The sequence below is a fragment of the Streptomyces xylophagus genome (genome assembly GCF_000716435.1).
In the GTDB taxonomy this organism is placed as follows: Bacteria; Actinomycetota; Actinomycetes; order Streptomycetales; family Streptomycetaceae; genus Streptomyces; species Streptomyces xylophagus.
In genome coordinates this window covers 83,150-106,385 of record NZ_JNWO01000027.1, presented here as the reverse complement: position 1 = coordinate 106,385, position 23,236 = coordinate 83,150, and the positions used below count along the sequence as shown (strand labels likewise).

General features: G+C 68.1%; 16 protein-coding genes and 1 pseudogene. 13 read left to right on the top strand and 4 right to left on the bottom strand.

Annotated elements, in window-relative coordinates:
- Positions 1-61 precede the first annotated feature (61 nt).
- Positions 62-1,681, top strand: coding sequence for an MFS transporter (locus OO70_RS41330; RefSeq protein ID WP_043683838.1), 1,620 nt, complete (start codon positions 62-64; stop codon positions 1,679-1,681).
- 270 nt (positions 1,682-1,951) lie between these two features.
- On the top strand, positions 1,952-2,239 hold the full coding sequence (locus OO70_RS41325) for a DUF4190 domain-containing protein (RefSeq protein ID WP_043683836.1): 288 nt from the start codon (positions 1,952-1,954) through the stop codon (positions 2,237-2,239).
- Here OO70_RS41325 and OO70_RS41320 read toward each other — a convergent pair.
- Both OO70_RS41320 and aceE read right to left on the bottom strand, forming a co-directional pair.
- Positions 2,222-2,983: a potassium channel family protein gene (locus OO70_RS41320; protein ID WP_043683834.1), complete on the bottom strand. Its 762-nt coding sequence runs from the start codon at positions 2,981-2,983 to the stop codon at positions 2,222-2,224. The genes OO70_RS41325 and OO70_RS41320 overlap by 18 nt on opposite strands.
- 101 nt (positions 2,984-3,084) lie before the next feature.
- Positions 3,085-5,832: a pyruvate dehydrogenase (acetyl-transferring), homodimeric type gene (gene aceE / locus OO70_RS41315; protein WP_043683833.1), complete on the bottom strand. Its 2,748-nt coding sequence runs from the start codon at positions 5,830-5,832 to the stop codon at positions 3,085-3,087.
- 362 nt (positions 5,833-6,194) lie between these two features.
- Here aceE and OO70_RS41310 point away from each other — a divergent pair, with 362 nt between their 5' ends.
- The 6 genes and pseudogenes from OO70_RS41310 to OO70_RS41285 all read left to right on the top strand — a co-directional run bounded on the left by OO70_RS41310 (position 6,195) and on the right by OO70_RS41285 (position 10,598).
- On the top strand, positions 6,195-6,632 hold the full coding sequence (locus tag OO70_RS41310) for a DUF3052 domain-containing protein (protein ID WP_019060358.1): 438 nt from the start codon (positions 6,195-6,197) through the stop codon (positions 6,630-6,632).
- Positions 6,633-6,770: 138 nt separating this feature from the next.
- On the top strand, positions 6,771-7,229 hold the full coding sequence (locus OO70_RS41305) for a peroxiredoxin (RefSeq protein WP_043683831.1): 459 nt from the start codon (positions 6,771-6,773) through the stop codon (positions 7,227-7,229).
- A 113-nt stretch (positions 7,230-7,342) separates the two neighbouring features.
- Positions 7,343-7,918, top strand: coding sequence for a TerD family protein (locus OO70_RS41300; RefSeq protein ID WP_019060360.1), 576 nt, complete (start codon positions 7,343-7,345; stop codon positions 7,916-7,918).
- Between the two features lie 144 nt (positions 7,919-8,062).
- Positions 8,063-8,641, top strand: coding sequence for a TerD family protein (locus tag OO70_RS41295; RefSeq protein ID WP_043683830.1), 579 nt, complete (start codon positions 8,063-8,065; stop codon positions 8,639-8,641).
- Between the two features lie 102 nt (positions 8,642-8,743).
- Positions 8,744-9,754: pseudogene (locus OO70_RS41290) on the top strand (DUF475 domain-containing protein); the annotation flags it as partial.
- A 109-nt stretch (positions 9,755-9,863) separates the two neighbouring features.
- On the top strand, positions 9,864-10,598 hold the full coding sequence (locus tag OO70_RS41285; protein ID WP_043683829.1) for a TerD family protein: 735 nt from the start codon (positions 9,864-9,866) through the stop codon (positions 10,596-10,598).
- A gap of 71 nt (positions 10,599-10,669) precedes the next feature.
- Here the strand turns inward: OO70_RS41285 and OO70_RS41280 are convergent, their stop codons facing one another.
- Positions 10,670-11,467: a TerD family protein gene (locus OO70_RS41280; RefSeq protein WP_043683828.1), complete on the bottom strand. Its 798-nt coding sequence runs from the start codon at positions 11,465-11,467 to the stop codon at positions 10,670-10,672.
- A gap of 176 nt (positions 11,468-11,643) precedes the next feature.
- Here OO70_RS41280 and OO70_RS41275 point away from each other — a divergent pair, with 176 nt between their 5' ends.
- Genes OO70_RS41275 through OO70_RS41265 form a run of 3 tightly spaced genes read left to right on the top strand, consistent with a single transcriptional unit; the run spans position 11,644 to position 16,201 of the window.
- Positions 11,644-12,810 carry an HpcH/HpaI aldolase/citrate lyase family protein gene (locus OO70_RS41275; protein ID WP_043683827.1) on the top strand — a complete coding sequence of 389 codons (1,167 nt, stop codon included), beginning with the start codon at positions 11,644-11,646 and terminating at the stop codon, positions 12,808-12,810.
- Positions 12,811-12,824: 14 nt separating this feature from the next.
- Positions 12,825-15,386 carry a phosphoribosyltransferase gene (locus OO70_RS41270; protein WP_043683825.1) on the top strand — a complete coding sequence of 854 codons (2,562 nt, stop codon included), beginning with the start codon at positions 12,825-12,827 and terminating at the stop codon, positions 15,384-15,386.
- On the top strand, positions 15,386-16,201 hold the full coding sequence (locus OO70_RS41265; RefSeq protein WP_043683823.1) for an HAD family hydrolase: 816 nt from the start codon (positions 15,386-15,388) through the stop codon (positions 16,199-16,201). The genes OO70_RS41270 and OO70_RS41265 overlap by 1 nt, the downstream gene beginning before the upstream one ends.
- Before the next feature lie 62 nt (positions 16,202-16,263).
- Here OO70_RS41265 and OO70_RS53110 read toward each other — a convergent pair whose 3' ends face one another.
- A complete protein-coding gene (locus tag OO70_RS53110) occupies positions 16,264-16,479 on the bottom strand; it encodes an FmdB family zinc ribbon protein (RefSeq protein WP_078651753.1) in 216 nt (71 codons plus the stop codon).
- 481 nt (positions 16,480-16,960) lie between these two features.
- Here OO70_RS53110 and OO70_RS41260 point away from each other — a divergent pair, with 481 nt between their 5' ends.
- Both OO70_RS41260 and OO70_RS41255 read left to right on the top strand, forming a co-directional pair.
- Positions 16,961-23,032: an RHS repeat-associated core domain-containing protein gene (locus OO70_RS41260; RefSeq protein WP_158711578.1), complete on the top strand. Its 6,072-nt coding sequence runs from the start codon at positions 16,961-16,963 to the stop codon at positions 23,030-23,032.
- A gap of 1 nt (position 23,033) precedes the next feature.
- The gene (locus OO70_RS41255; RefSeq protein WP_043683821.1) at positions 23,034-23,216 is read left to right on the top strand and encodes a hypothetical protein; all 183 of its coding nucleotides are present in this window, start codon (positions 23,034-23,036) and stop codon (positions 23,214-23,216) included.
- Positions 23,217-23,236 lie beyond the last annotated feature (20 nt).

The window sequence follows — 23,236 nt, the reverse complement described above, 5'->3', positions numbered from 1 at the left end:
ACAGTGGCCGACATCTGAATCTGTTTGTCAACTGTCAGCGGCTGACATTAGCCTCGAACGCATGACTAGTCAGACCACCATCAGCGCGACGGGGCCGGGGGACAAGGCACCAGCCGCCCCGTCCGACCCGACGCCGCCGCAGGGGCTGCGCGGCCACCCGTGGTTCACCCTCATAACCGTCGCCGTCGGCGTCATGATGGTGGCCCTCGACGGCACCATCGTCGCCATCGCCAACCCGGCCATCCAGAAGGACCTCGGTGCCAGCTTCGCCGACGTCCAGTGGATCACCAACGGCTACTTCCTCGCCCTCGCGGTCTCCCTCATCACCGCCGGCAAGCTCGGTGACCGCTTCGGCCACCGCCAGACCTTCCTGATCGGCGTGAGCGGCTTCGCCCTCGCGTCCGGCGCCATCGGCCTCTCCCACAGCATCGCGTTCGTGGTCACCTTCCGCGTGCTCCAGGGCCTGTTCGGCGCGCTGCTGATGCCGGCCGCGCTCGGCCTGCTGCGGGCCACCTTCCCCGCCGAGAAGCTCAACATGGCCATCGGCCTGTGGGGCATGGTCATCGGCGCCTCCACCGCGGGCGGCCCGATCCTCGGCGGCGTCCTCGTCGAACACGTCAACTGGCAGTCGGTGTTCTTCATCAACGTGCCGGTCGGCGCCATCGCGCTGATCCTCGGCCTGCTGATCCTGCGCGACCACCGCGCGGAGAACGCCCCCCGCTCTTTCGACATCCTCGGCATCGTGCTGCTCTCCGGCGCGATGTTCTGCCTCGTCTGGGCCCTCATCAAGGCGCCCACCTGGGGCTGGGGCTCCGGCACGACCTGGACGTTCCTCGCCGTGTCCGTGCTGGGCTTCGCCCTGTTCGCCTTCTGGGAGCAGCGGGTGAAGGAACCCCTCATCCCCCTGGGCCTGTTCCGCTCGGTCCCGCTGTCCGCGGGCGTCGTGTTGATGGTCCTGATGGCGATCGCCTTCATGGGCGGCCTGTTCTTCGTGACGTTCTACCTCCAGAACGTGCACGGCATGAGCCCGATCGACGCCGGTCTCCACCTCCTCCCGCTCACCGGGATGATGATCGTCGGCTCCCCGCTCGCCGGCGCCGCGATCACCAAGCTCGGCCCCCGCATCCCGCTCGCCGGCGGCATGGCGGCCACCGCGATCGCCATGTTCGGCATGTCCACCCTCACCTCGGACACCGGCAGCGCCGTCATGTCGATCTGGTTCGCCCTGCTGGGCCTGGGCCTCGCCCCCGTGATGGTCGGCGCCACCGAGGTCATCGTGGGCAACGCCCCCATGGAGCTCTCCGGCGTCGCCGGTGGTCTCCAGCAGGCCGCGATGCAGATCGGCGGCAGCCTCGGTACGGCCGTCCTCGGCGCCGTCATGGCCTCCCGCGTCGACAGCGACCTGGCCGGCAACTGGACGGACGCGGGCCTGCCCAAGCTCACCCAGCCCCAGCTCGACGCGGCCGCCGAGGCGGTCCAGGTCGGCGTGGCCCCGATCGCCCCGAACACCCCGGAGGCCATCGCCGCGAAGATCACGACGGTCGCCCACGACACGTTCATCTCCGGCATGAGCCTCGCCTGCCTCGTCGCCGCCGGCGTCGCGGTGGTCGCGGTGTTCGTCGCACTCCTCACCAAGCGCGGCGAGAACGCGGAGGCGGGCGCGGGCGCCGCGCACATCTGACGGCCATGCACATCTGACCCTGATTCAGGGCGAGTTCGCCTATCAGGGTGACTGCGCTAAAGATTCCTGGCGCCCGGTACGCGCCGCAGGTCACAGTGGGTCAAGTCCTCCGCAGGGCAGGGAGGACGAGTGGTCTGCGGCGCGCTGCCGGAGGGGGGCAGCGCGCAAGCAGGCTTTTTTCTTGCGTACGCGGGTATCCGATCGTCGTAACCGAAATTGGCCGCACCAGCTGAACCGGCCGAACTGGCATGGACGCCCAGGGAGTTGACGATGACGGGCTTCGGCAACGGAACGCGCAGGAACCCCCGCTCGCGTGGCCGCATGGGGCAACGGAACGGGCCGGACCGCGCGACCCTCGCCATCGTCGGACTGGTCTGCGCGATCGCGGGCTTCTTCCTGGCGGGGAACCTGGGGATCGTCCTCGGCCCGATCGCGGTGATCTGCGGCTGGCTGGCCATGGGCCGCAGGTGGACGGGCTCACGCCGGGTGATGGCGTTGGTGGCCCTCGTCCTGGGCGCGATCGACACGGTGGCGGCGGTGCTATGGACGTTCTTCTGAACCGCGGCTGACCAGGCTCGGCGCCCCCGACAGGGCGGCCACCTCCGCCCGCAGCGCCCGCACCTCCGCCGTCAGCGCCTCGATCGCCTGCGTCTGGCGCCGCTCCTCCACGTCGTCCTTCTCGAACCGGGCGATGAACCACGTGGCGATGTTCGCGGTGACGACACCGAGCAGCGCGATGCCGGACAGCATCAGCCCGACGGCGATCATCCGCCCGAGCCCGGTGGTCGGCGCGTGGTCCCCGTACCCCACCGTCGTCATCGTGGTGAACGACCACCACACGGCGTCACCCAGCGTCCGGATGTTCCCGTTGGGCGAGTCCCGTTCGACGGAGAGCACCGCGAGCGAGCCGAACATCAGCAGCCCGATCACCGCGCCGGCGACATAGGTCGTCAGCTGGATCTGCGAGGCCATCCGGGCGCGCCGCCCGACGAGTATCAGCGTCGACACCATGCGCAGCAGCCGCAGCGGCTGGAGTATCGGCAGCACGACCGCGCACAGATCCATCCAGTGCGTCCGCACGAACCGCCGCCGGTCCCGCGACATCGCGAGCCGCATCAGATAGTCGACGGCGAACGCCGCCCACACCACCCACTCGACCGCCGTGCACACCGCCGTCAGTGAATGCCCGGCGGTGGTGTCCACGATCGGCACGGCATAGGCAACGGCAAACCCAACGGCGAGCGCCAACAACGGCCGCTGAGTCCGCTGCTCCCAACGGACTTGCGCCGACAGTTCGTTCATGCCCGCATGGTAGGGCGCTTAAAGGCGCCCCGAAGGGGCCGCCTTTAAGGGGCGCGGGGAACTGCGCGACCAGCCCCCACGCACCCGCACCCGAAAAACGACTATGCGTCCCCGCCAGCCGCACCCGGATCAGCCGAAGCGACATCCAGCAACTGATACCGATCGATCGCCTGCTTCAACACAGACCGATCAACCTTCCCCTCCCGAGCCAGTTCCGTCAGCACAGCCACCACAATCGACTGCGCGTCAATGTGGAAGAACCGCCGAGCAGCCCCCCGAGTGTCCGCGAACCCGAACCCATCGGCCCCCAACGACTGATAAGTCCCCGGCACCCACCGAGAAATCTGGTCAGGAACCGACCGCATCCAGTCGGAAACAGCCACGAACGGCCCCTCCGCCCCGCTCAACTTCCGCGTGACATAAGGAACCTGCTGCTCCTCCTCGGGATGCAGCAAGTTGTGCCGCTCCACCTCGACCGCCTCGCGCCGCAGTTCGTTCCAGGAGGTCGCGGACCACACATCGGCCCGCACATTCCACTCCTCGGCGAGAATCCGCTGCGCCTCGATCGCCCACGGCACAGCGACACCCGACGCCATGATCTGCGCCGGAACCGTCCCCGCCGCGCCCCGACTGATGCGGTGGACGCCCTTGAGGATGCCCTCGACGTCGACGTCCGCGGGCTCGGCCGGGTGCTGGATCGGCTCGTTGTAGACGGTGAGGTAGTAGAAGACGTCCTCCCCGTGCGGGTGTTCCGCGTCCGAGCCGTACATCCGCCGCAGCCCGTCCTGCACGATGTACGCGATCTCGTACGAGTACGCCGGGTCGTAGGCGACACAGCCCGGGTTGGTGGACGCCAGCAACTGCGAGTGTCCGTCCGCGTGTTGGAGACCCTCACCGGTCAGAGTCGTACGTCCGGCGGTCGCGCCCAGGACGAATCCGCGCGCCAACTGGTCGGCCATCTGCCAGAACTGGTCACCGGTGCGCTGGAAACCGAACATCGAGTAGAAGACGTAGACCGGGATGAGCGGTTCGCCGTGCGTCGCGTACGCCGAACCCGCCGCGATCAGCGAAGCGGTACAGCCCGCCTCGGAGATGCCGTCGTGCAGCATCTGCCCGGTCGGCGACTCCTTGTACGCGAGCAGCAGTTCGCGGTCCACCGACTCGTACTGCTGGCCCAGCGGGTTGTAGATCTTCGCGCTCGGGAAGAACGAGTCCATGCCGAACGTGCGGTACTCGTCCGGCGCGATCAGCACGAACCGCCTGCCGATCTCCTTGTCCCGCATGAGGTCCTTGAGCAGCCGTACGAACGCCATGGTCGTGGCGATCGACTGCTGACCGGAACCCTTCTTCACACTCGCGTACGTCTTGTCCTCCGGCAGGACCAGCGGCTTCGAGCGGACGACACGCGTCGGGACGTAGCCGCCCAGCGCGTTGCGCCGGTCGTGCATGTACTGGATCTCCTCCGAGTTCCGGCCCGGGTGGAAGTACGGCGGCGCGCCGGACTCCAGCTCCTGGTCGGTGATCGGGAGGTGCAGCCGGTCGCGGAAGCCCTTGAGGTCGGCGACCGTCAGCTTCTTCATCTGGTGCGTGGCGTTGCGGCCCTCGAAGTTGGGGCCCAGCGTCCAGCCCTTGACCGTCTGGGCGAGGACGACGGTCGGCTGGCCCTGGTGCTGCTTGGCCGCCTCGAAGGCCGCGTACACCTTCTTGTGGTCGTGCCCGCCGCGTCCCAGGTGCAGGATCTGGTCGTCGGTCATGTTCTCGACCATCGCGCGCAGCCGGTGGTCGTGCCCGAAGAAGTGCTCGCGGATGTACGCGCCGGTCTCCGTGGCGTACGTCTGGAACTGGCCGTCCGGCGTGGTGTTGAGCTGGTTGACCAGCACGCCGTCGCGGTCCTGGGCCAGCAGCGGGTCCCAGGTGCGGTCCCAGACCAGCTTGATGACGTTCCAGCCGGCGCCCCGGAACTGCGACTCCAGCTCCTGGATGATCTTGCCGTTGCCGCGCACCGGCCCGTCGAGCCGCTGGAGGTTGCAGTTGACGACGAAGGTCAGGTTGTCCAGACCCTCGCGCGCCGCGATCGACAGCTGGCCGAGCGACTCCGGCTCGTCCATCTCGCCGTCCCCGAGGAACGCCCACACGTGCGACCTGGAGGTGTCCGCGATGCCGCGCGCCTCCATGTAGCGGTTCATCCGCGCCTGGAAGATCGCGCCGAGCGGGCCGAGGCCCATGGACACGGTCGGGAACTCCCAGAAGTCCGGCATCGACCGCGGGTGCGGATACGAGGACAGCCCGTACGGCGCCTTCGACTTCTCCTGGCGGAACGCGTCGAGCTGCTGCTCGCTGAGCCGGTCCAGGAGGAACGCGCGGGCGTAGATGCCCGGCGAGGCGTGCCCCTGGAAGAAGATCTGGTCGCCGCCGTCGCCCTGGTCCTTGCCCCGGAAGAAGTGGTTGAAGCCCACGTCGTAGAGCGAGGCGGAGGACGCGAAGGTGGCGATGTGGCCGCCGACCCCGATACCGGGACGCTGGGCCCTGGACACCATCACCGCGGCGTTCCAGCGGGTGGCGTTCAGGATGCGGCGCTCGATCTCCTCGTTGCCGGGGAAGAACGGCTCGTCCTTGGTGGCGATGGTGTTGACGTAGTCCGTGCTGCGCATCTCGGGCACGGCCACGCGCTTCTCGCGGGCCCGCTCGATCAGCCGGAGCATCAGATAGCGGGCCCGCTCACGGCCGCGCTGGTCCACGGCGGCGTCGAGCGAGTCGAGCCACTCCTGGGTCTCTTCGGGATCGAAGTCAGGAACCTGACTCGGAAGGCCGCCAATGATGATCGGATTGCGATCGGATCCGGAAGCCACGCTGTTCCTTACCTGTCAGAGGGAGCTGGGTGAGGGGGCTGCACCGTTCCCCATGGTCTACCGCAGGGCGGCAATCGTCATCTCTACCGTGAGGTAACCGTGACTCGTTTAGCAAAGCCATTCGAGTCGCGTACCCTCGGAGGGTTCTCAAACGTGCAAACCGGGCAGAACGCTGTGGTGTACGTCACCGGCGGCCGCGATAGCGTGCCTGGAGTTGCGGCGACACGGCCAGGATCGTCACCGTTTCGGCGTTCCGAATCGCCGGGTACTTGCGCGATCCGGCCCGTCCGTGTGGACTACGGCCAATGCTTCGCGCACGCGCGTGGCTGGACATTCATCAAGACATGATCAGGAGGCAACCCGTGAGCGCGACCGCGGACCACGCGGAGGAGCGGACGAACCCTGCCGTCAGGCTGGGGTTCCAGCCCGAGCAGGTGGTCCAGGAGATCGGCTACGACGACGACGTAGACCAGGAACTCCGCGAGGCCATTGAAGAAGTCATCGGCAGCGACCTGGTGGACGAGGACTACGACGACGTCGCCGATGCCGTGGTGCTGTGGTTCCGCGACGAGGACGGCGACCTGACCGACGTGCTGGTGGACGCCATCTCGTACGTCGAGGAGGGCGGCTCGATCCTGCTGCTGACGCCGAAGACCGGCCGTGACGGCTACGTCGAGCCCAGCGACATCTCGGAAGCCGCCACGACCGCGGGCCTTTCCGCGGCCAAGAGCGTCAGCGTGGGCAAGGACTGGAGTGGCAGCCGGCTGGTGACGCCCAAGGCAGCCAAGTCCAAGAGGTAGTCCACGGAGGTACCTCGATCGTCGAATCACCGGACGGGCTGGCCACGCCAGCCCGTCCGTCCGCATGCGGTGATCGCTGCGTAGGGTGGTCGCAGGGTGGTCTCACCCGAACAGCCCCACCGAAGGGATTCAGGACGAATGGCGATCCAGGTCGGCGAAAAGGCCCCCGATTTCGAGCTCAAGGACAACCACGGCGCCACCGTGAAGCTCTCCGACTTCCGGGGCGAGAAGAACGTGGTGCTGCTCTTCTACCCCTTCGCCTTCACCGGCGTCTGCACCGGCGAACTGTGCTCCCTGCGCGACAACCTGCCGCAGTTCACCGACCGCGACACCCAACTCCTCGCGGTCTCGAACGACTCCATCCACACCCTGCGCGTCTTCGCCGAGCAGGAGGGCCTGGAGTACCCGCTGCTCTCCGACTTCTGGCCGCACGGCAACACTTCGCGCGCGTACGGCGTCTTCGACGAGGACAAGGGTTGCGCCGTGCGCGGAACCTTCATCATCGACAAGGAGGGCGTCGTGCGCTGGACCGTGGTCAACGGCCTGCCGGACGCGCGCGACCTGGGCGAGTACGTGAAGGCGCTCGACACCCTCTGATTGTTAGGTTCCAGGGCCTGCGAGGGTCGGGAACCCGTCACTAGGATCGAGACGTTGATCCGATACCGACGCACTACGGGGCATCCCCGCCCCTGGACACCAATGGAGGACTCGTGGGAGTCAGCCTCAGCAAGGGCGGCAACGTTTCACTGACCAAGGAGGCCCCGGGCCTGACCGCGGTCATCGTCGGTCTGGGGTGGGACGTCCGCACCACCACCGGTACCGACTTCGACCTCGACGCCAGCGCACTGCTGCTGAACAGCGCGGGCAAGGTCGCGAGCGACGCCAACTTCGTCTTCTTCAACAACCTCAAGAGCCCCGACGGCTCCGTCGAGCACACCGGTGACAACACCACCGGTGAGGGCGAGGGCGACGACGAGGCGATCAAGGTGAACCTCGCGGCGGTCCCGGCCGACGTCGACAAGATCACCTTCCCGGTCTCGATCTACGACGCCGAGAACCGCCAGCAGTCCTTCGGCCAGGTCCGCAACGCGTTCATCCGCGTGGTGAACCAGGCGGGCGGCGCCGAGATCGCCCGCTACGACCTCTCCGAGGACGCCTCGACCGAGACGGCCATGGTCTTCGGCGAGCTGTACCGCAACGGCGCGGAGTGGAAGTTCCGCGCCATCGGCCAGGGCTACGCCTCGGGCCTGCGCGGCATCGCCCAGGACTTCGGCGTCAACGTCTGACGTACGAAGTCCGACGTACGGACATCTGCCGTACGACAGCTTCACCGCCCGGCGCCGCACGGTTCGCGTGCGGCGCCCGGGGGGTCCCCCGCTGGGGGAGCGCACGACAACCAAAGAAGCATCGCCTCGGGGAGGACCAGCACTATGGGCGTCACGCTCGCCAAGGGGGGCAATGTCTCCCTGTCCAAGGCCGCACCGAACCTCACGAACGTACTGATCGGGCTCGGCTGGGACGCGCGTTCCACCACCGGAGCCGACTTCGACCTCGACGCCAGCGCACTGCTGCTGAACAGCGGCGGCCGGGTGCTCGGGGACGAGTGGTTCGTCTTCTACAACCAGCTCAAGAGCCCGGAAGGCTCGGTGGAGCACACCGGCGACAACCTCACAGGTGAGGGCGAGGGCGACGACGAGTCGATCCTGGTCGACCTCCTGAAGGTGCCGGCCAACTGCGACAAGATCACCTTCCCGGTCTCCATCCACGACGCCGACAACCGCGGCCAGACCTTCGGACAGGTCAGCAACGCGTTCATCCGCGTCGTCAACCAGGCCGACGGCCAGGAGCTGGCCCGCTACGACCTCTCCGAGGACGCCTCCACCGAGACGGCCATGATCTTCGGCGAGCTCTACCGCTACCAGGGCGAGTGGAAGTTCAGGGCGGTCGGTCAGGGGTACGCGTCCGGACTGCGGGGCATCGCGATGGACTTCGGGGTCAACGTCTCGTAAAGGGCGCTGGTCCCGCCCGGCTGTCCCGGCCGGGGGAGTCTCCCTCTAGACTCTGTGCTCGAAGTCAAATTTTAAGTAAAGCCGAGTACGGCGCGGGGGAGCAACGCGGTGGTCAACGCCGGGATCCTGAAGAAGATGTCCGCCTTCTGGCAGAAGATCTTCCTCACGGTGGGCGTCCTGATCGCCGTCTTCGGCATGCGGCTGGTGTTCCCTGTCGTGATCGTCGCCGTCACCGCCAAGATCGGCCCGATCGACGCGGTCGACCTCGCGCTCAACAACAAGGACCACTACCAGCAGCTGGTCACCGACGCCCACCCGGCGATCGCGGCCTTCGGCGGCATGTTCCTGCTGATGATCTTCCTCGACTTCATCTTCGAGGACCGTGACATCCAGTGGCTGCGCTGGATCGAGCGCCCGCTCGCCAAGCTCGGCAAGGTCGACATGCTGTCGGTCTGCATTGCCCTGATCGTCCTGCTGATCACCTCCTTCACCTTCGCGGCCCACGCCCACCAGCACGGTGGCGCCCACGCCGACAAGGCGCAGACGGTCCTGATCGCCGGTATCTCCGGACTGATCACGTACATGATCGTCGGCGGACTCTCCGGCTACTTCGAGGACAAGCTCGAGGAAGAAGAGGAGCGGGAGCACGAGGAGGAGGAAGAGGCCGCGCGCACCGGCAAGCAGCGCTCGGCGGTCGTCCTCGCCGGCCAGGCGGCGTTCTTCATGTTCCTGTACCTGGAAGTCCTGGACGCGTCCTTCTCCTTCGACGGCGTGATCGGCGCCTTCGCCATCACCAACGACATCGTCCTCATGGCCCTGGGCCTGGGCATCGGCGCGATGTACGTCCGCTCGCTGACGGTCTACCTGGTCCGCCAGGGCACCCTCGACGACTACGTCTACCTGGAGCACGGCGCCCACTACGCGATCGGCGCCCTGGCCGTGATCCTCATGGTCACCATCCAGTACCAGATCAACGAGGTCATCACCGGCCTCGTAGGCGTCATCCTGATCGGCTGGTCCTTCTGGTCCTCGGTCCGCAGGAACAAGGCCCTGGCGGAAGCCGAGGGAAAAGCAGGCTCGGACGAGAAGACTGAGGTCTCGTCCGGGGTGTGACAAGCTCCCTGGTAAGGGAACGCTCTGTTCGGGGCGGCAGACAGAGGACATGCCCTCGGTCCGCCGCCCCGACAGCTTTGTCGTGAGTCATGTGGACGTGGGGGCGGGAATGGGCTTCTTCGACGGAATCTGGCGGCGCGAGATCGACTTCGACTCGGGCAGCGCCGCCAGCAACGCGATCGAACTGACCAAACGGCACCACCAGGTCTCGCTCACCAAACAGGGCGCGGCCACCGGCAACCTGCGCGTCAACCTCACCTGGCGGATGCGGACCTCCGACATCGGCGGCCTCCAGCGGGAAAGCCTGCTCCGGCACCCCTTCAAGGCCCTCAAGCCCCCCGAGGTCATGGGCCACAGCCAGAGCATGGTCAACGTCGACCTCGACCTCGGCTGCCTCTACGAGCTCATGGACGGCACCAAGGGCGTCGTCCAGCCCCTCGGCGGCCTCCTCGGCGACGTCAACTCACCGCCGTACGTGAAACTCAGCGGCGACGACCGCTTCGGCTCCGCGTCCGGCGAGACGATGTACGTCAACCTCGACCACCGCGACCAGATCAAGCGCCTCCTGGTCTTCGTCTACATCTACGACCAGACCCCGGCCTTCGACCGCACCCACGCGATCGTCACCCTCTACCCCAGCAACGGCCCCCGCATCGAGATAGGCCTGGACGAACGCCACCCCCAGGCCCGCTCCTGCGCGGTAGTGATGATCGAGAACGTCAAGGGCGAGCTGGTAGTCCGCCGAGAGGTCAAGTTCGTCTACGGCTTCCAGGCAGAACTGGACAGGCTGTATGGGTGGGGACTGCAGTGGGGGCGGGGCTACAAAACAAAGGTCGAGCGATAGTTTTTTAGGGGCGCGGGGAACTGCGCGACAAGCCCCCACCGGCTCGCACCGAACGAACTACCGACCCCACGTCAGATGAACTGCGGCCCCTGCGGAGGCAACCGAAAATCCGGATCCGGCGCGGCAGCCACAGGCACCGGTTGCGGATACCCATACGTCCCGGCGGCAGCCGCCTGCGGATACCCGTACGCCGGCTGAGTCGCAGGCTCCTGCGGATACCCGTACCCGGACTGCACAGGAACCGCCGGAGGCAACTGCACAGGAACCGCCGGAACCGCCGGAGGCAACGGCTGGGCAACCTCGGAAGTCGCGGGCGCAGACGTCTCCGACTCGTCCACCGTGATACCGAAGTCCATGGCCAGCCCACGCAGCCCGTTCGAATACCCCTCGCCGAGCGCCCGGAACTTCCACCCCTCACCGCGCCGGTACAACTCGCCGCAGATCAGCGCGGTCTCCTCACCGGTCTCCGGCTTGATGTCGAAATACAGCAGCGGCTCACCCTCGGCGACGGCCGCGTCGTACAGCAGGATGCGCAGGCCCTTTACGCGGTCGAAGGTGACCTCGTCCGCCGAAGCGACCACGAGAATCCGGCTGACTTCGGGCTCGACACCGGCGAGATCTGTCTGGATCGTGTCGGTGGGGCCCTCCGCGACACGCTTCTTGCCGAGCCACCAGACCTTCCCGGAGGGGTGTCGGGGCTGGTTGTAGAAGACGAAGTCCTCGTCGGAACGCACCTGACCGGCGGGGCCGAGGAGCAGAGCCGAGGCATCCACGTCCGGGACCCCCTGCCCGGGCGTCCAGCGCAGCACGGCACGTACCGTGGTGGCCTCCAGCGGGACGTTCGACCCCTTCAGCATCGCGTGCGTCATGCGGTCATCCTGCCCTCTCGGTCCTGGTCACGACAACGTGGGGGTTCGGACACCGACACGGCCGAGTTACCTGAAGTTCATGCCCGGCGGGAACTCCTGACATGGATTTGTACGTACTATTACCGGCCACCTATCGAAAATATTCACGGACCACATCGTCACCACGGGGGAGCTTTATGCGTCATTTCGGGCACATTGCCCCTGAGGTACGGCAGCGTCTCTTCTTCCAGGAGCCGTGCGAGTTCGACGCGGACTCACCGGCCCGGCTGCTCGCCGCGGCCCTGGGCGCGACGCTCTACAGCCCTGCCACCCGGCCCCGGCTCGCCGACGACATCGTCAAGCTGGCGGCGCGCGGTGTCGTGTCGATGGTGCTGTGCCTGGAGGACTCGATCGGCGACGAGGACGTACCGGCCGCCGAGGAGAACCTGGTCCAGCAGTTCACCGAGCTGGCCGCCCGCCCGGACACCGAGCTCCCACTGCTGTTCATCCGGGTCCGCGTGCCCGAACAGATCCCCGATCTCGTACGCCGCATGGGCCCGGCCGTAAAGCTCCTCTCGGGCTTCGTGATGCCCAAGTTCACCGAGGAGAGCGGCACACCCTTCCTGGAGGCGCTGGCCGCCGCGGAGGCGGCGAGCGGCCACCGGCTGTTCGGCATGCCGGTCCTGGAGTCGCCCGAGCTGCTCTACCGCGAGTCGCGCGTCGAGACCCTGGAGGGCATCTCCCGCGCGGTCGACAAGTACCGCGACCGCGTCCTCGCCCTGCGCTTGGGCGTGACGGACTTCTGCTCCTCCTACGGCCTGCGCCGCGCCTCGGACATGACGGCCTACGACGTCCAGATCGTCGCCAGCGTGATCGCCGACGTGGTGAACATGCTGGGCCGCGCCGACGGCACCGGCTTCACGGTGACCGGCCCGGTGTGGGAGTACTTCCGGGTCCAGGAGCGCATGTTCAAGCCGCAGCTGCGCCGCAGCCCCTTCCTGGAGGGCCAGGCCGAGGAGCTGCGCGAGGCGCTGATCGAGCACGCCATGGACGGACTGCTGCGCGAGATCGCCCTCGACCAGGCCAACGGGCTGATGGGCAAGACCTGCATCCACCCCACCCACGTGCTGCCCGTGCACGCGCTGTCCGTGGTCAGCCACGAGGAGTTCTGCGACGCGCAGGACATCCTGCGGCCCGAGCGGGGCGGCGGGGGCGTGCTGCGCTCGGCGTACACGAACAAGATGAACGAGGTGAAGCCGCACCGCGCCTGGGCCGAGCGGACCATGCTGCGCGCCGAGATCTTCGGCGTCGCACGCGAGGACGTCGGCTTCGTGGAGCTGCTCGCCGCCGGAATCCCCGGCTGAATCGCAAGGGACGTATGAACAAGGCAGTGAACGACGGGGTCTGGTCGGGCAGTTGGGTCGCGGAGCGACTCGGCGTCGAACTCCTCGGCGACACCGAACTGACCGACCTGCTGGGGCTCGCCTTGCGGCGCAACCCAAAGCGGGCCCACCTGCTGGTGTCGAACGTGCTCGGCAAGCACGTCCCCCAGTCCCCGTCGATCGTCTACGGCTACGGCTTCACCCTGGGCCGCAGAGTCCGCGACCTCCTGGGCCCCGACGAGTCCGCTCGTGCAGTGGTCCTCGGCTACGCGGAAACCGCCACGGGTCTGGGCCACGCGGTCGCCGACGGCATCGCCGTCGCCCCCTACCTCCACTCCACCCGCCGCCCCGTCCCCGGCGTGGCCACGGCGGGCGGCTTCGAGGAGTCCCACTCCCACGCGACGTCCCACCTGCTCCTCCCGGAGAACCCCGAACTCCTGGCCGGCGAGGGCCCGTTGGTCCTGGTGGACGACGAGTTCTCCACCGGCAACACGGTCCTCAACACCATCCGCGACCTGCACGAGCGCTATCCGCGGGACCGGTATGTGGTGGTCGCCCTGGTGGACATGCGTTCCCCTGCCGACGCGGGCCGTCTGGACGAGTTCGCGGCGGAGATAGGCGCGAGGGTGGACCTGGTGGCGGCGGCGTCGGGCACGGTGCGCTTGCCGGAGGGGGTGCTGGAGAAGGGGCAGGAGTTGGTGGCGAGGTACGAGACAGGTCGTGATTCGTCTGCAGCGCCGTCGGGGCTGGTCGCGCAGTTCCCCGCGCCCCTGAAAGACGAGGGCATCGCAGTCGACCCGAGCCTTGAAACTGCCCCGAACCCCCACCCCCTAGGGGCGCGGGGAACTGCGCGACCAGCCCCCACCGCCCCGCACTCGACCCACAACCGAACCACCCGAGTCGAACTCCGCTGGCCCCGAAACCTCCCCGACGGCGGACGCCACGGCTTCACCCCCCACCACCGAATACGCCTCGAAGCCGCCCTCCCCGCAATGGCCGCCCGCCTCGCCGAAGCCCTCCCCTCAAAAGCGCACCGCGTGCATATCCTCGGCTTCGAAGAGCTGATGTACGCCCCGCTGAGACTCGCCCGCGAGCTGGAGCAGGTAGTAGACGCCGACGTCACCTACTCGACCACCACCCGCTCACCCGTCCTCGCGGTGGACGACCCCGGTTACGCGATCCGCACCCGCCTCACCTTCCCGGCCCACGACAACCCCGCAGACGGCCCGGGCGACCGCTACGCCTACAACATCGCCGGCGCCGGCTTCGACGCGGTGGTCGCGGTCGTCGACTCCCGCGGGGACACTCCCGAACTGCGCGGCCTGCTGGAGCAGTTGGCCGCGCACACCCCGCACGTCGTCCTCGCGGTGATCCCCTCGTACGTCCCCGAAAGGCCCCCCATGCTCCCCGAGCCCCTCCGCGGCCCCGCCTTCTCCTCGTACGCGCCGGAAGAGGTCGGCTGGCTGCTCCAGGACCTCTCGGACGTGACGCTGGAGGCGCCGACCGAGGAGCGCGAGGAGGCGATCCAGAGCGGTGGGGCGCACTACGCGGAGTCGTTGCCGGTGGAGTACCAGCCGAGCGAGCAGTACCAGGAGCTGTTCCACACCGCGCTGGACGAGGCCGCCGGACGTCTCGCGCTGGCGGTGGGGGCGGTCACCGAACTCGTCCTCGCCGAGCGTTCACCGCACCCCGTGCTCGTCTCCCTCGCCCGCGCCGGCACCCCCGTCGGCGTCCTGATGCGCCGCTGGGCCCAGTACCGGCACGGTCTCGACCTGCCGCACTACGCCGTGTCGATCGTGCGCGGTCGCGGTATCGACGCCAACGCGCTGCGCTATCTCGCCGCCCACCACGACCCCGCCGACGTCGTGTTCGTCGACGGCTGGACCGGCAAGGGCGCCATCACCCGCGAACTCGCCGACGCCATCAAGGAGTTCGAGGAGTCCGACGGCATCACCGGCTTCGACCCGGAGATCGCGGTACTGGCCGACCCCGGCTCCTGCGTGAAGACGTACGGCACCCGTGAGGACTTCCTCATCCCCTCCGCCTGCCTCAACTCGACGGTGTCGGGGCTGATTTCGCGTACGGTCCTGCGCTCCGACCTGGTCGGCCCGCACGACTTCCACGGCGCGAAGTTCTACCGCGAACTCGCCGGCGCGGACGTCTCGGTGGACTTCCTGGACGCCGTGGCCGCCCGCTTCCCGGAGGTCTCGGACGCGGTGACCGTCCTCGCCAAGGAACTGCTGGCCGCCGACCGCACCCCAACCTGGGAGGGCTGGGCGGCAGTTGAGCGGATCAGCGAGGAGTACGGCATCCATGACGTGAACCTCGTCAAGCCCGGCGTCGGCGAGACCACCAGGGTGCTGCTGCGCCGGGTGCCCTGGAAGATCCTCGCGCGGGCCGGTGCGGGTGCCGACCTCGACCACGTCAGACTGCTCGCCGAACAGAGAGGCGTACCCGTCGAGGAGGTCGCCGAACTGCCGTACACCTGCGTGGGGTTGATCCACCCCAAGTACACGCGCGGCGCGACCGGTGCCGACGGCAAGGCGGTGGCGGTCTGATGCCGGTACTCGTCGCGAGCGACCTCGACCGTACGCTCATCTACTCCTCGGCCGCCCTCGCCCTGACCATGCCGGACGCGCGGGCGCCCCGGCTGCTCTGTGTCGAGGTGCACGAGAGCAGGCCGCTGTCCTTCATGACGGAGACGGCGGCCGGACTCCTCACCGAACTCGGTGACGCGGCCGTGTTCGTCCCCACGACCACCCGCACCCGCAAGCAGTACCAGCGCATCAGCCTGCCCGGCCCGGAACCGAAGTACGCGATCTGCGCCAACGGCGGCCACCTCCTCGTCGACGGCGCGACCGACGAGGACTGGCACGCCGCAGTACAGGCGAAGCTGGCCGCCGAGTGCGCCCCGCTGGAGGAGGTCCGGGACCATCTCGCGGCCTCCGCCGACCCGGCCTGGGTACGCAAGCACCGCATCGCCGAGGACCTCTTCGCCTACCTCGTCGTAGAGCGCGAACTACTCCCCGAGGAGTGGGTGAAGGAGCTCGCGGTCTGGGCGGAGAACCGCGGCTGGACGGTGTCGTTGCAGGGCCGCAAGATCTACGCCGTACCGAAGCCCCTCACCAAGAGCGCGGCCATGCGCGAGGTGGCCCACCGCACCGGCGCCACCCTGACCCTGGCTGCGGGAGACTCCCTCCTGGACGCCGACCTACTGCTCGCCGCCGACAAGGGCTGGCGCCCGGGCCACGGCGAACTGGCAGACGAGGCGTGGACGGCCCCACAGGTCACGGCCCTACCTGAGCGGGGAGTACTGGCGGGCGAGCGCATCCTCCGGGAGTTGTTGAAAGTGACGCGAACCCCAACCCCCTAGGGGCGCGGGGAACTGCGCGACCAGCCACAGCGCACCCGCACCCAACAACGCACAGGGCATGCCTAGCCGCAGCACCCGCCACCGCAACACCCGCCCCCGCCGCCAGCTGCTCCGGTCGCGGGGGCAGCGGACGTACCCCCCACCGCCACGGCAGACAGCAACTTCACCGTGTCGTCATGCCCGGAGGGGCACGCAGCCGGCGCGGAGGACTCCGCCATGGGGCGGCTGACTTCGAAGGTGTCTCCGCACGTGCGGCAGCGGTACTCGTAGCGAGGCATGAGGACAGGCTAACGGGAGTGACGGGCACGGCATGCGGCCGCTCAGGACCAGCCCATGGGGCGTCTTTGCCCGAACATGACCTGATGGCGATTCGCCCTTGGTGTCGAGCGTGCATTTGTGACCCTGTGCGACCGAATACTTTGGATTTTGTTTCCATCCGAGTGCGCATATGAGTTTAGCGCTCAGTTTTCGTCATAATTGCTCGGCTTTGGCGGCCTGAAATAGGTCTAGACCGTAAAGTTTCCGGCGGGTATCTCTTGTGTGATCATGGGCGCCGCCTGCGCCCTGACATACCTGAGGAGTCCCGTGAGGACCAGTCGCACAGGCCATTTCCGAAGAAGCGCAAGCCATTTCCGAAGAAGACCGAACGGCGGACCCCTGTCCGTCTCCCCTCGGCAGCTGGCAACGGCAACGACACTGGCACTGTTACTCGTCGCCGAAGCGGCCGTAACGCTCTCGACCACTGGTCAAGCCTTCGCCGTGTCCACCCAGAAGGCGCGCACCCCCTCGGCGGCGAAGCCCCGCCCCGCCACCACCGGGCCGCTCTCGGCTCCTGACGCGGCGTCGGCATTCGCCACGGCGCGACTGCGGAAACGCAAGGTCGAGATTCTCGACCAGCTCACGGACAAGACCACAACCTGGGCAAACCCGAACGGCTCGCTGACCACCCGGTCGTATGCGGCGCCGATCCGCTTCAAGCGGGCCGGGAAATGGGTTGATGTCGATACAACCCTGCATATGAATGCCGATGGCGCCGTGACGCCCAAGGCCCAGCCGAATGGCCTGGTTCTCGCGCCCGGTGGCAAGAATGCCGTGCTCGCCGGCATGGGATCGGGCAAGCATCGGGTAGCGGTCGGCTGGAAGGGCACGCTTCCCAAGCCGTCCCTCAAGGGCACCACCGCCACCTACGCGAACGTCACACCGGGCGCGGACGTGACCGTAGAGGCGACCCGGACCGGCTTCGAGGAGAACGTGATCCTCAAGTCGCGCCCCAAGGCCGGTTACACGGTGACCATTCCCGTCTCCGCGAAGGGGCTGACGGCCAAGCAGCTCAAGAACGGCTCGATCACCTTCACCGATGCCCACCACAAGGTCGTCGGCACCATACCGGCGCCGATGATGTGGGACGCGCAGGTCGACGTCAGATCCCTGGAGCACCCCAACCGCGCCCGGCTGAAGATGACGATGTCCCAGTCCGGTGACACCGTGAATCTCACCCTGACCCCGGACGCGAAGTTCCTGGCCGACCCCAACACGCAGTACCCGGTCACGGTGGACCCCTCCACGAGTCTTTCGCCCCTGCTGGACACGTGGGTGGAGAACACCGACACGGCCCCGGAGTACACGTCCACCGACCTGAAGCTGGGCACCTACGACAGCGGCACCGACGTAGCCCGCTCGTTCCTGGAGTTCCCGGTCCTCCTGCTCGACAACACGCAGATCCTGTCCTCGTCACTGAACCTGTACGAGTACTGGGCCGGCGGCTGCGTCCAGTCGCCTTGGGAGCTCTGGGAGTCCGGAGAGTCCTCCACGGACACGGTCTGGTCGAACCAGCCGGTCTGGAAGGCGAAGTACGCCACGACCTCCCAGACCAAGGGCTACTCCAGCGACTGCACCACCTCCAGCGCGGAGGGCTGGGTCTCCATCGACCCCTCGACCTTCCTCCAGTACGCCGGTGACAACGGCTACGACGTCGCCTACCTGGGCCTGAGGGCGTCCGACGAGACGGACAGCAACAGCTGGAAGCGTTTCTACTCCGCCAACGCCTCCGCCAACGTGCCCTACCTGTCGGCGACCTACAACTCGTACCCGATGCCGTCCGCCCCCACAGTGGCGCCCGGTGTCTCCTCGGTCTCCGGCTCCACCACGACGCTCTACACCAACACGACCACCCCGCAGCTCCAGTCGACGGTCACCGACGCCGACGGCGGCAACGTGATGGCCCAGTGGAACGTCTACGACACCACCGGTGGCGCCAGCACCAAGGTCATCTCCAACCTCAACGGCAGCTGGACCGCCTCCGGAGGTATCTCCAGCGCGTCCGTCGCCGCCGGAACACTGGTGAACGGTCACACCTACACCGCGTGGCCCTACGGGTACGACGGTTCCCTGTGGTCGCGGCAGACCGTCCCGAACGGACTGGTCTTCACGATCGACACCACCAAGCCCGGCGCGCCGACGGTCGCCTCCACGGACTACCCCTCCGGTGGCTGGGCCAAGGGCGCCGGACAGAGCGGCGCGTTCACCATCACCCCGCCCTCCGGCGGCACGGACACCTCCGGCGTCGTCTGGCAGCTCGACTCCGGGGCCCAGAACTCCGTGGCGACCAGCGGTGGCGCCGTGAGCGTCGGCGTCACCCCGGCCGCGGACGGCCCGCACACCCTGACCGTCGCCACCCGCGACAATGCCGGCAACCTGTCCGCGTCGACGGTCTACAGCTTCAACGCGGGCAACGGCGCCGTCACCTCGCCCACCGACGGCACCAGGACCGCGCGGCGTGTCACGCTGACCGCCGCCGCGGCGGCGTCGACGTGGCAGTCGGTGAAGTTCCAGTACCGGCGATCCGCCACGGACAGCTGGACCACCATCCCGGTCGCCGACGTGACGTCCGGCGGCAATGCTGTCAGCAGCTGGCCGGTGGCCGTCACCAGCGGTGCCAACTCCCCGCTCGTCTGGGACGTTTCCAGCACCTTGGGCGACGACGGCTCGGTCCAGGTCCGTGCCGAGTTCACGGACACTTCCTCGGCGAGCCACGACACCTCCGCCGTCACCGCCACCCTGGACCGCGCGGCCACCCAGACCGCCACCGCCGCGGTCGGCCCGGGCACGCTCAACCTGTCGACCGGCAACTACACCCTGTCCGGCCCGGCAACCTCCGTCCTCGGAATGTCGGTCGGCCAGACACTCGATTCCCGCACCCCCCAGGCGACCCCGCCGGCCGGTCAGACCGCGCCCTTCGGGCCCGGCTGGCAACTGGCGGGCGCTTCCGCGACGGCGCTGACGGACTTCACCGAGATCCGTCCGGTGACCTCCACCGCCGTGCAACTCGTCGGGGCAGCCGGCACACAGGTCTCGTTCACCAAGACCAGCAGCGGGTCCTGGACTCCGGAGCCCGGCGCTGAGGCATACACGCTCAGCTACAGCAGCTCCGCGGACACCTATACGCTGACCGACACCTCGGGAACGACGACGGTCTTCGCCAAGTCCGCCACCACGGCGGGAGTGTGGGCCGTCGCTTCGACGAGCCCGCCGGGCAGCGGCACCTCGGTGCGCTACCGCTTCGACTCCGTGACCAGCGGCAGCACCACCACGATGCGCCTGGCCCGGATGGCCGCTCCCGTGTCCGCGATCTCCGACACCAACGCGTCCTGCCTCACCCCGACGACGCCGGCGGTGGGCTGCCGGGTCCTGCAACTGAGCTATGCCACCGCGACCACCGCGACGGGTACGACCAGCGGTACCTTCGGTGACTACACCGGCCAGGTCAGCATGATCAGCATGTGGGCCACCGACCCGGCCACGGGTACGGAGACGTCCAAGGTCGTCGCCCAGTACGCGTACGACTCCACCGGCGCCCTCCGCCAGGAGTGGAACCCGCAGATCACGCCCAGCCTCGTGACCGCGTACACCTACACCTCGGCCGGCCGGGTGGCCACACTCACGCCTCCGGGCCAGCTCCCCTGGACGTTCACCTACGGCACCGCGGGCACCAACGGCGACACCAACGCGGGACGCCTGCTGAGCGTCTCCCGCCCGACCCTCACCCCGGGCTCCGCGTCGACGACCAACGGCACGGCGACCACCACCGTCGTCTACGACGTGCCCCGCACCACCGCGGCGGGCGGCCCCTACGCGATGGGCGCTTCGGACGTGGCCTCGCTGGCTCAGGCCGACGCGCCGACCGACGCCACGGCGATCTTCCCCGCCGATCAGGTTCCCACCTCCAACACCGGGTCCGGGAACCTCACCTCCAGCTCCTACACCCGCGCCGACATCCACTACCTGGATGTCAACGGGCGCGAGTCCAACACCGCCACTCCCGGTGGGCACATCACCACCGTCGACTACGACGCTCTCGGGAACGCCGCTCGCCAGCTCAGCGCCGCCAACCGCGAACTCGCCCTGGCCGCGAGCACCAACACCGAGCTCAACGTGCTCGGACTGGCAGCGATGACCACCGCGCAGCGTGCCAACCTGCTGTCCACGGTGAACGTCCGCGACAGCAGCGGTCAGCTCCTGACCGACATGTACGGCCCGCTGCACCAGGTCACTCTGGAGCACGCGTTGGCCGCCTCGGGTACCAGCGCCGCCCGTGCGGCCGGCTCCGTCGTCGCCGCCCGGACACACATCCACAACACCTACGACGAAGGCCGTCCCACCGACGGCTCAGCGAACGCGTCCGGCCTGGTGACCACAGCCGTCACCGGCAGCACCATCGCGGGCTACGCCACGGACGCGGACACGCGCACCACCAAGACCGTCTACGACTGGACGCTGGGACAGGCGACCAGGACCACGGTCGACCCGGCAGGCCTGGCGATCACCACCGCGACGGGGTACAACTCCGCCGGCAAGGTGATATCCAACTCCCAGCCGTCCTCCACCGGCTCCGACGCCGGTGCCACCACGACCACCTACTACACCGCTACCGGAAGCAGCCCCTGCGGAGGCCACCCCGAGTGGGCCGACCTGGTCTGCCAGACCGCTCCCGCCGGCGCCATCACCGGTGGTGGCTCCAACCCGAGCCAGCGGACCACCACGACGACCACGTACAACCTGTACGGCTCGCCGAGCACGGTGACCCAGACCGCCAACAGCGTCACCCGTATCAGCACCACCACCTACGACGCGGCGGGCCGCAAGAGCACGGTCGCGGTCTCCGGCGGTGTCGGCCAGGCGGTGCAGACGACGACCACGGCATACAACGCGAGCAACGGTCAGCAGTCCAAGGTCTCGACGCCGGACGGCGCCTCGAACACCTGGAGTTACGACCAACTCGGCCGCGGCATGTCGTCGACCGACGCGGACGGGAACACCGTCGCGGTCCAGTACGACGCACTGGACCGCCCCACGCAGACCACCGACACGGCACCGTCGACCACCACCTACACCTACGACACCAGCAAGGACCCGCGCGGTGTGCCGACGACGCAGACCGACTCCAACGCCGGGGCCTTCGGCGCCACTTATGACGCCGACGGCAACCTGACCACGGAGTCCCTGCCGGGCTCGATCACCCTCAAGACCACCACGGACGAGACCGGACAGGCCACCTCCCGGGTCTACACCGACGCGAACGGGAACGTGCTGCTCTCCGACCAGGCGGGGTACTCCGGAGCCGGGCTGGAGGTCAGCCGGGCCCAGTCCACCACCGGAGGCCTCGGCGTCAACAACACGTACGCCTACGACGCCGCGAGTCGCCTCTCGGACGTCAGTCAGACCGTTCTCACCACCAGCGCCACCACTGGCGCGACCAGTACCTGCACCACGCGGCACTACGCCTTCGACAAGGACTCCAACCGCACGGGTCTGACCACGGCCGTCGGCGCCGCCAAGGCGGCCTGCCCCACCAGCGGTGGAACCACGGTCAGCCACAGTTACGACAGTGCCGACCGTCTGGTCGACAGCGGGTACACCTACGACGCCTTCGGCCGCACGACCGCTGAGCCGAGTGGGACGACGACCGCGTACTACGCCAACGACCTGGCCTATCAGCAGACCTCCGGCACCAGCCGCGTCACCTGGCAGCTGGACCCCGCAGGTCGCATCCGGTCCTCTACGTCGGAAACCAATACGTCCGGCAGTTGGACCCAGAGCGCGGCCCGCACCAACCACTACGACGGAACCTCGGACTCGCCCGCCTGGATTCGCGAGAGCACGAGCGCCTACACGCGCAACATCAACGACATGGCCGGAGACCTCAGCGCCATCTACTCCTCGGCGACGGGGCACTTCCAGCTGCAACTCACCAATCTGCACGGTGACATCAACATGGTGCTGCCCGTCAACGACAGCACCACCCCGGTCCTGGTGATGGCGGCCGACGAGTACGGCAACCCGCTCACCGGTACCAGCACCTCGCGTTACGGCTGGCTGGGCGGCAAACAGCGCTCCAGCGAGACGCCCACCGGAGACATCCTCATGGGCGCCCGCCTCTACGCGCCGACCACAGGGCGGTTCCTTTCCACCGACCCGGTCTTCGGAGGCAGTGCCAACGCCTACGACTATGTGGGCCAGGATCCGGTCAACGCCCTTGACCTGAACGGCTTGTTCAAGATCTACAAGAGCAAGCCGTACATCTCGGTGGTCCTGAACAAGGCCGACCAGCGTGCGATCGCGCAGGGCGCGGTCTGGGGCATCGCCGGAGGGGTGGCATCCAAAACCGGGCTCCTCGGCGCCATCATCGCGGGCATCGTCGCGGGCGTCCTCAGCTCGTACATCGGCGACAACTGGTCGCCCCGGCAGAAGGTGTTCATCTTCAAGTACGGGACTCATCGCAAGTGGGGCGTTTCCTGGCCCTACATCTTCCTCGTCTACTACGGATACTGGTGACGTGACGATGACATCCAGTGCTGGACGCATCCTGCTCTTCGTACTGGCCGGTGTCTGTGGCGCTCTGGTCGAGGGCTTCATCACCCACAGGGGACTGCCGTCGACGCGGTCGCTCCTCGTGTGCCTGTGCGGCGGCGCGGTGGCGGGCGGCGTGGCGGAGCTGATCCGTCACCTGCGTAGTTGACCGGGACGGCCCGGGAAGAT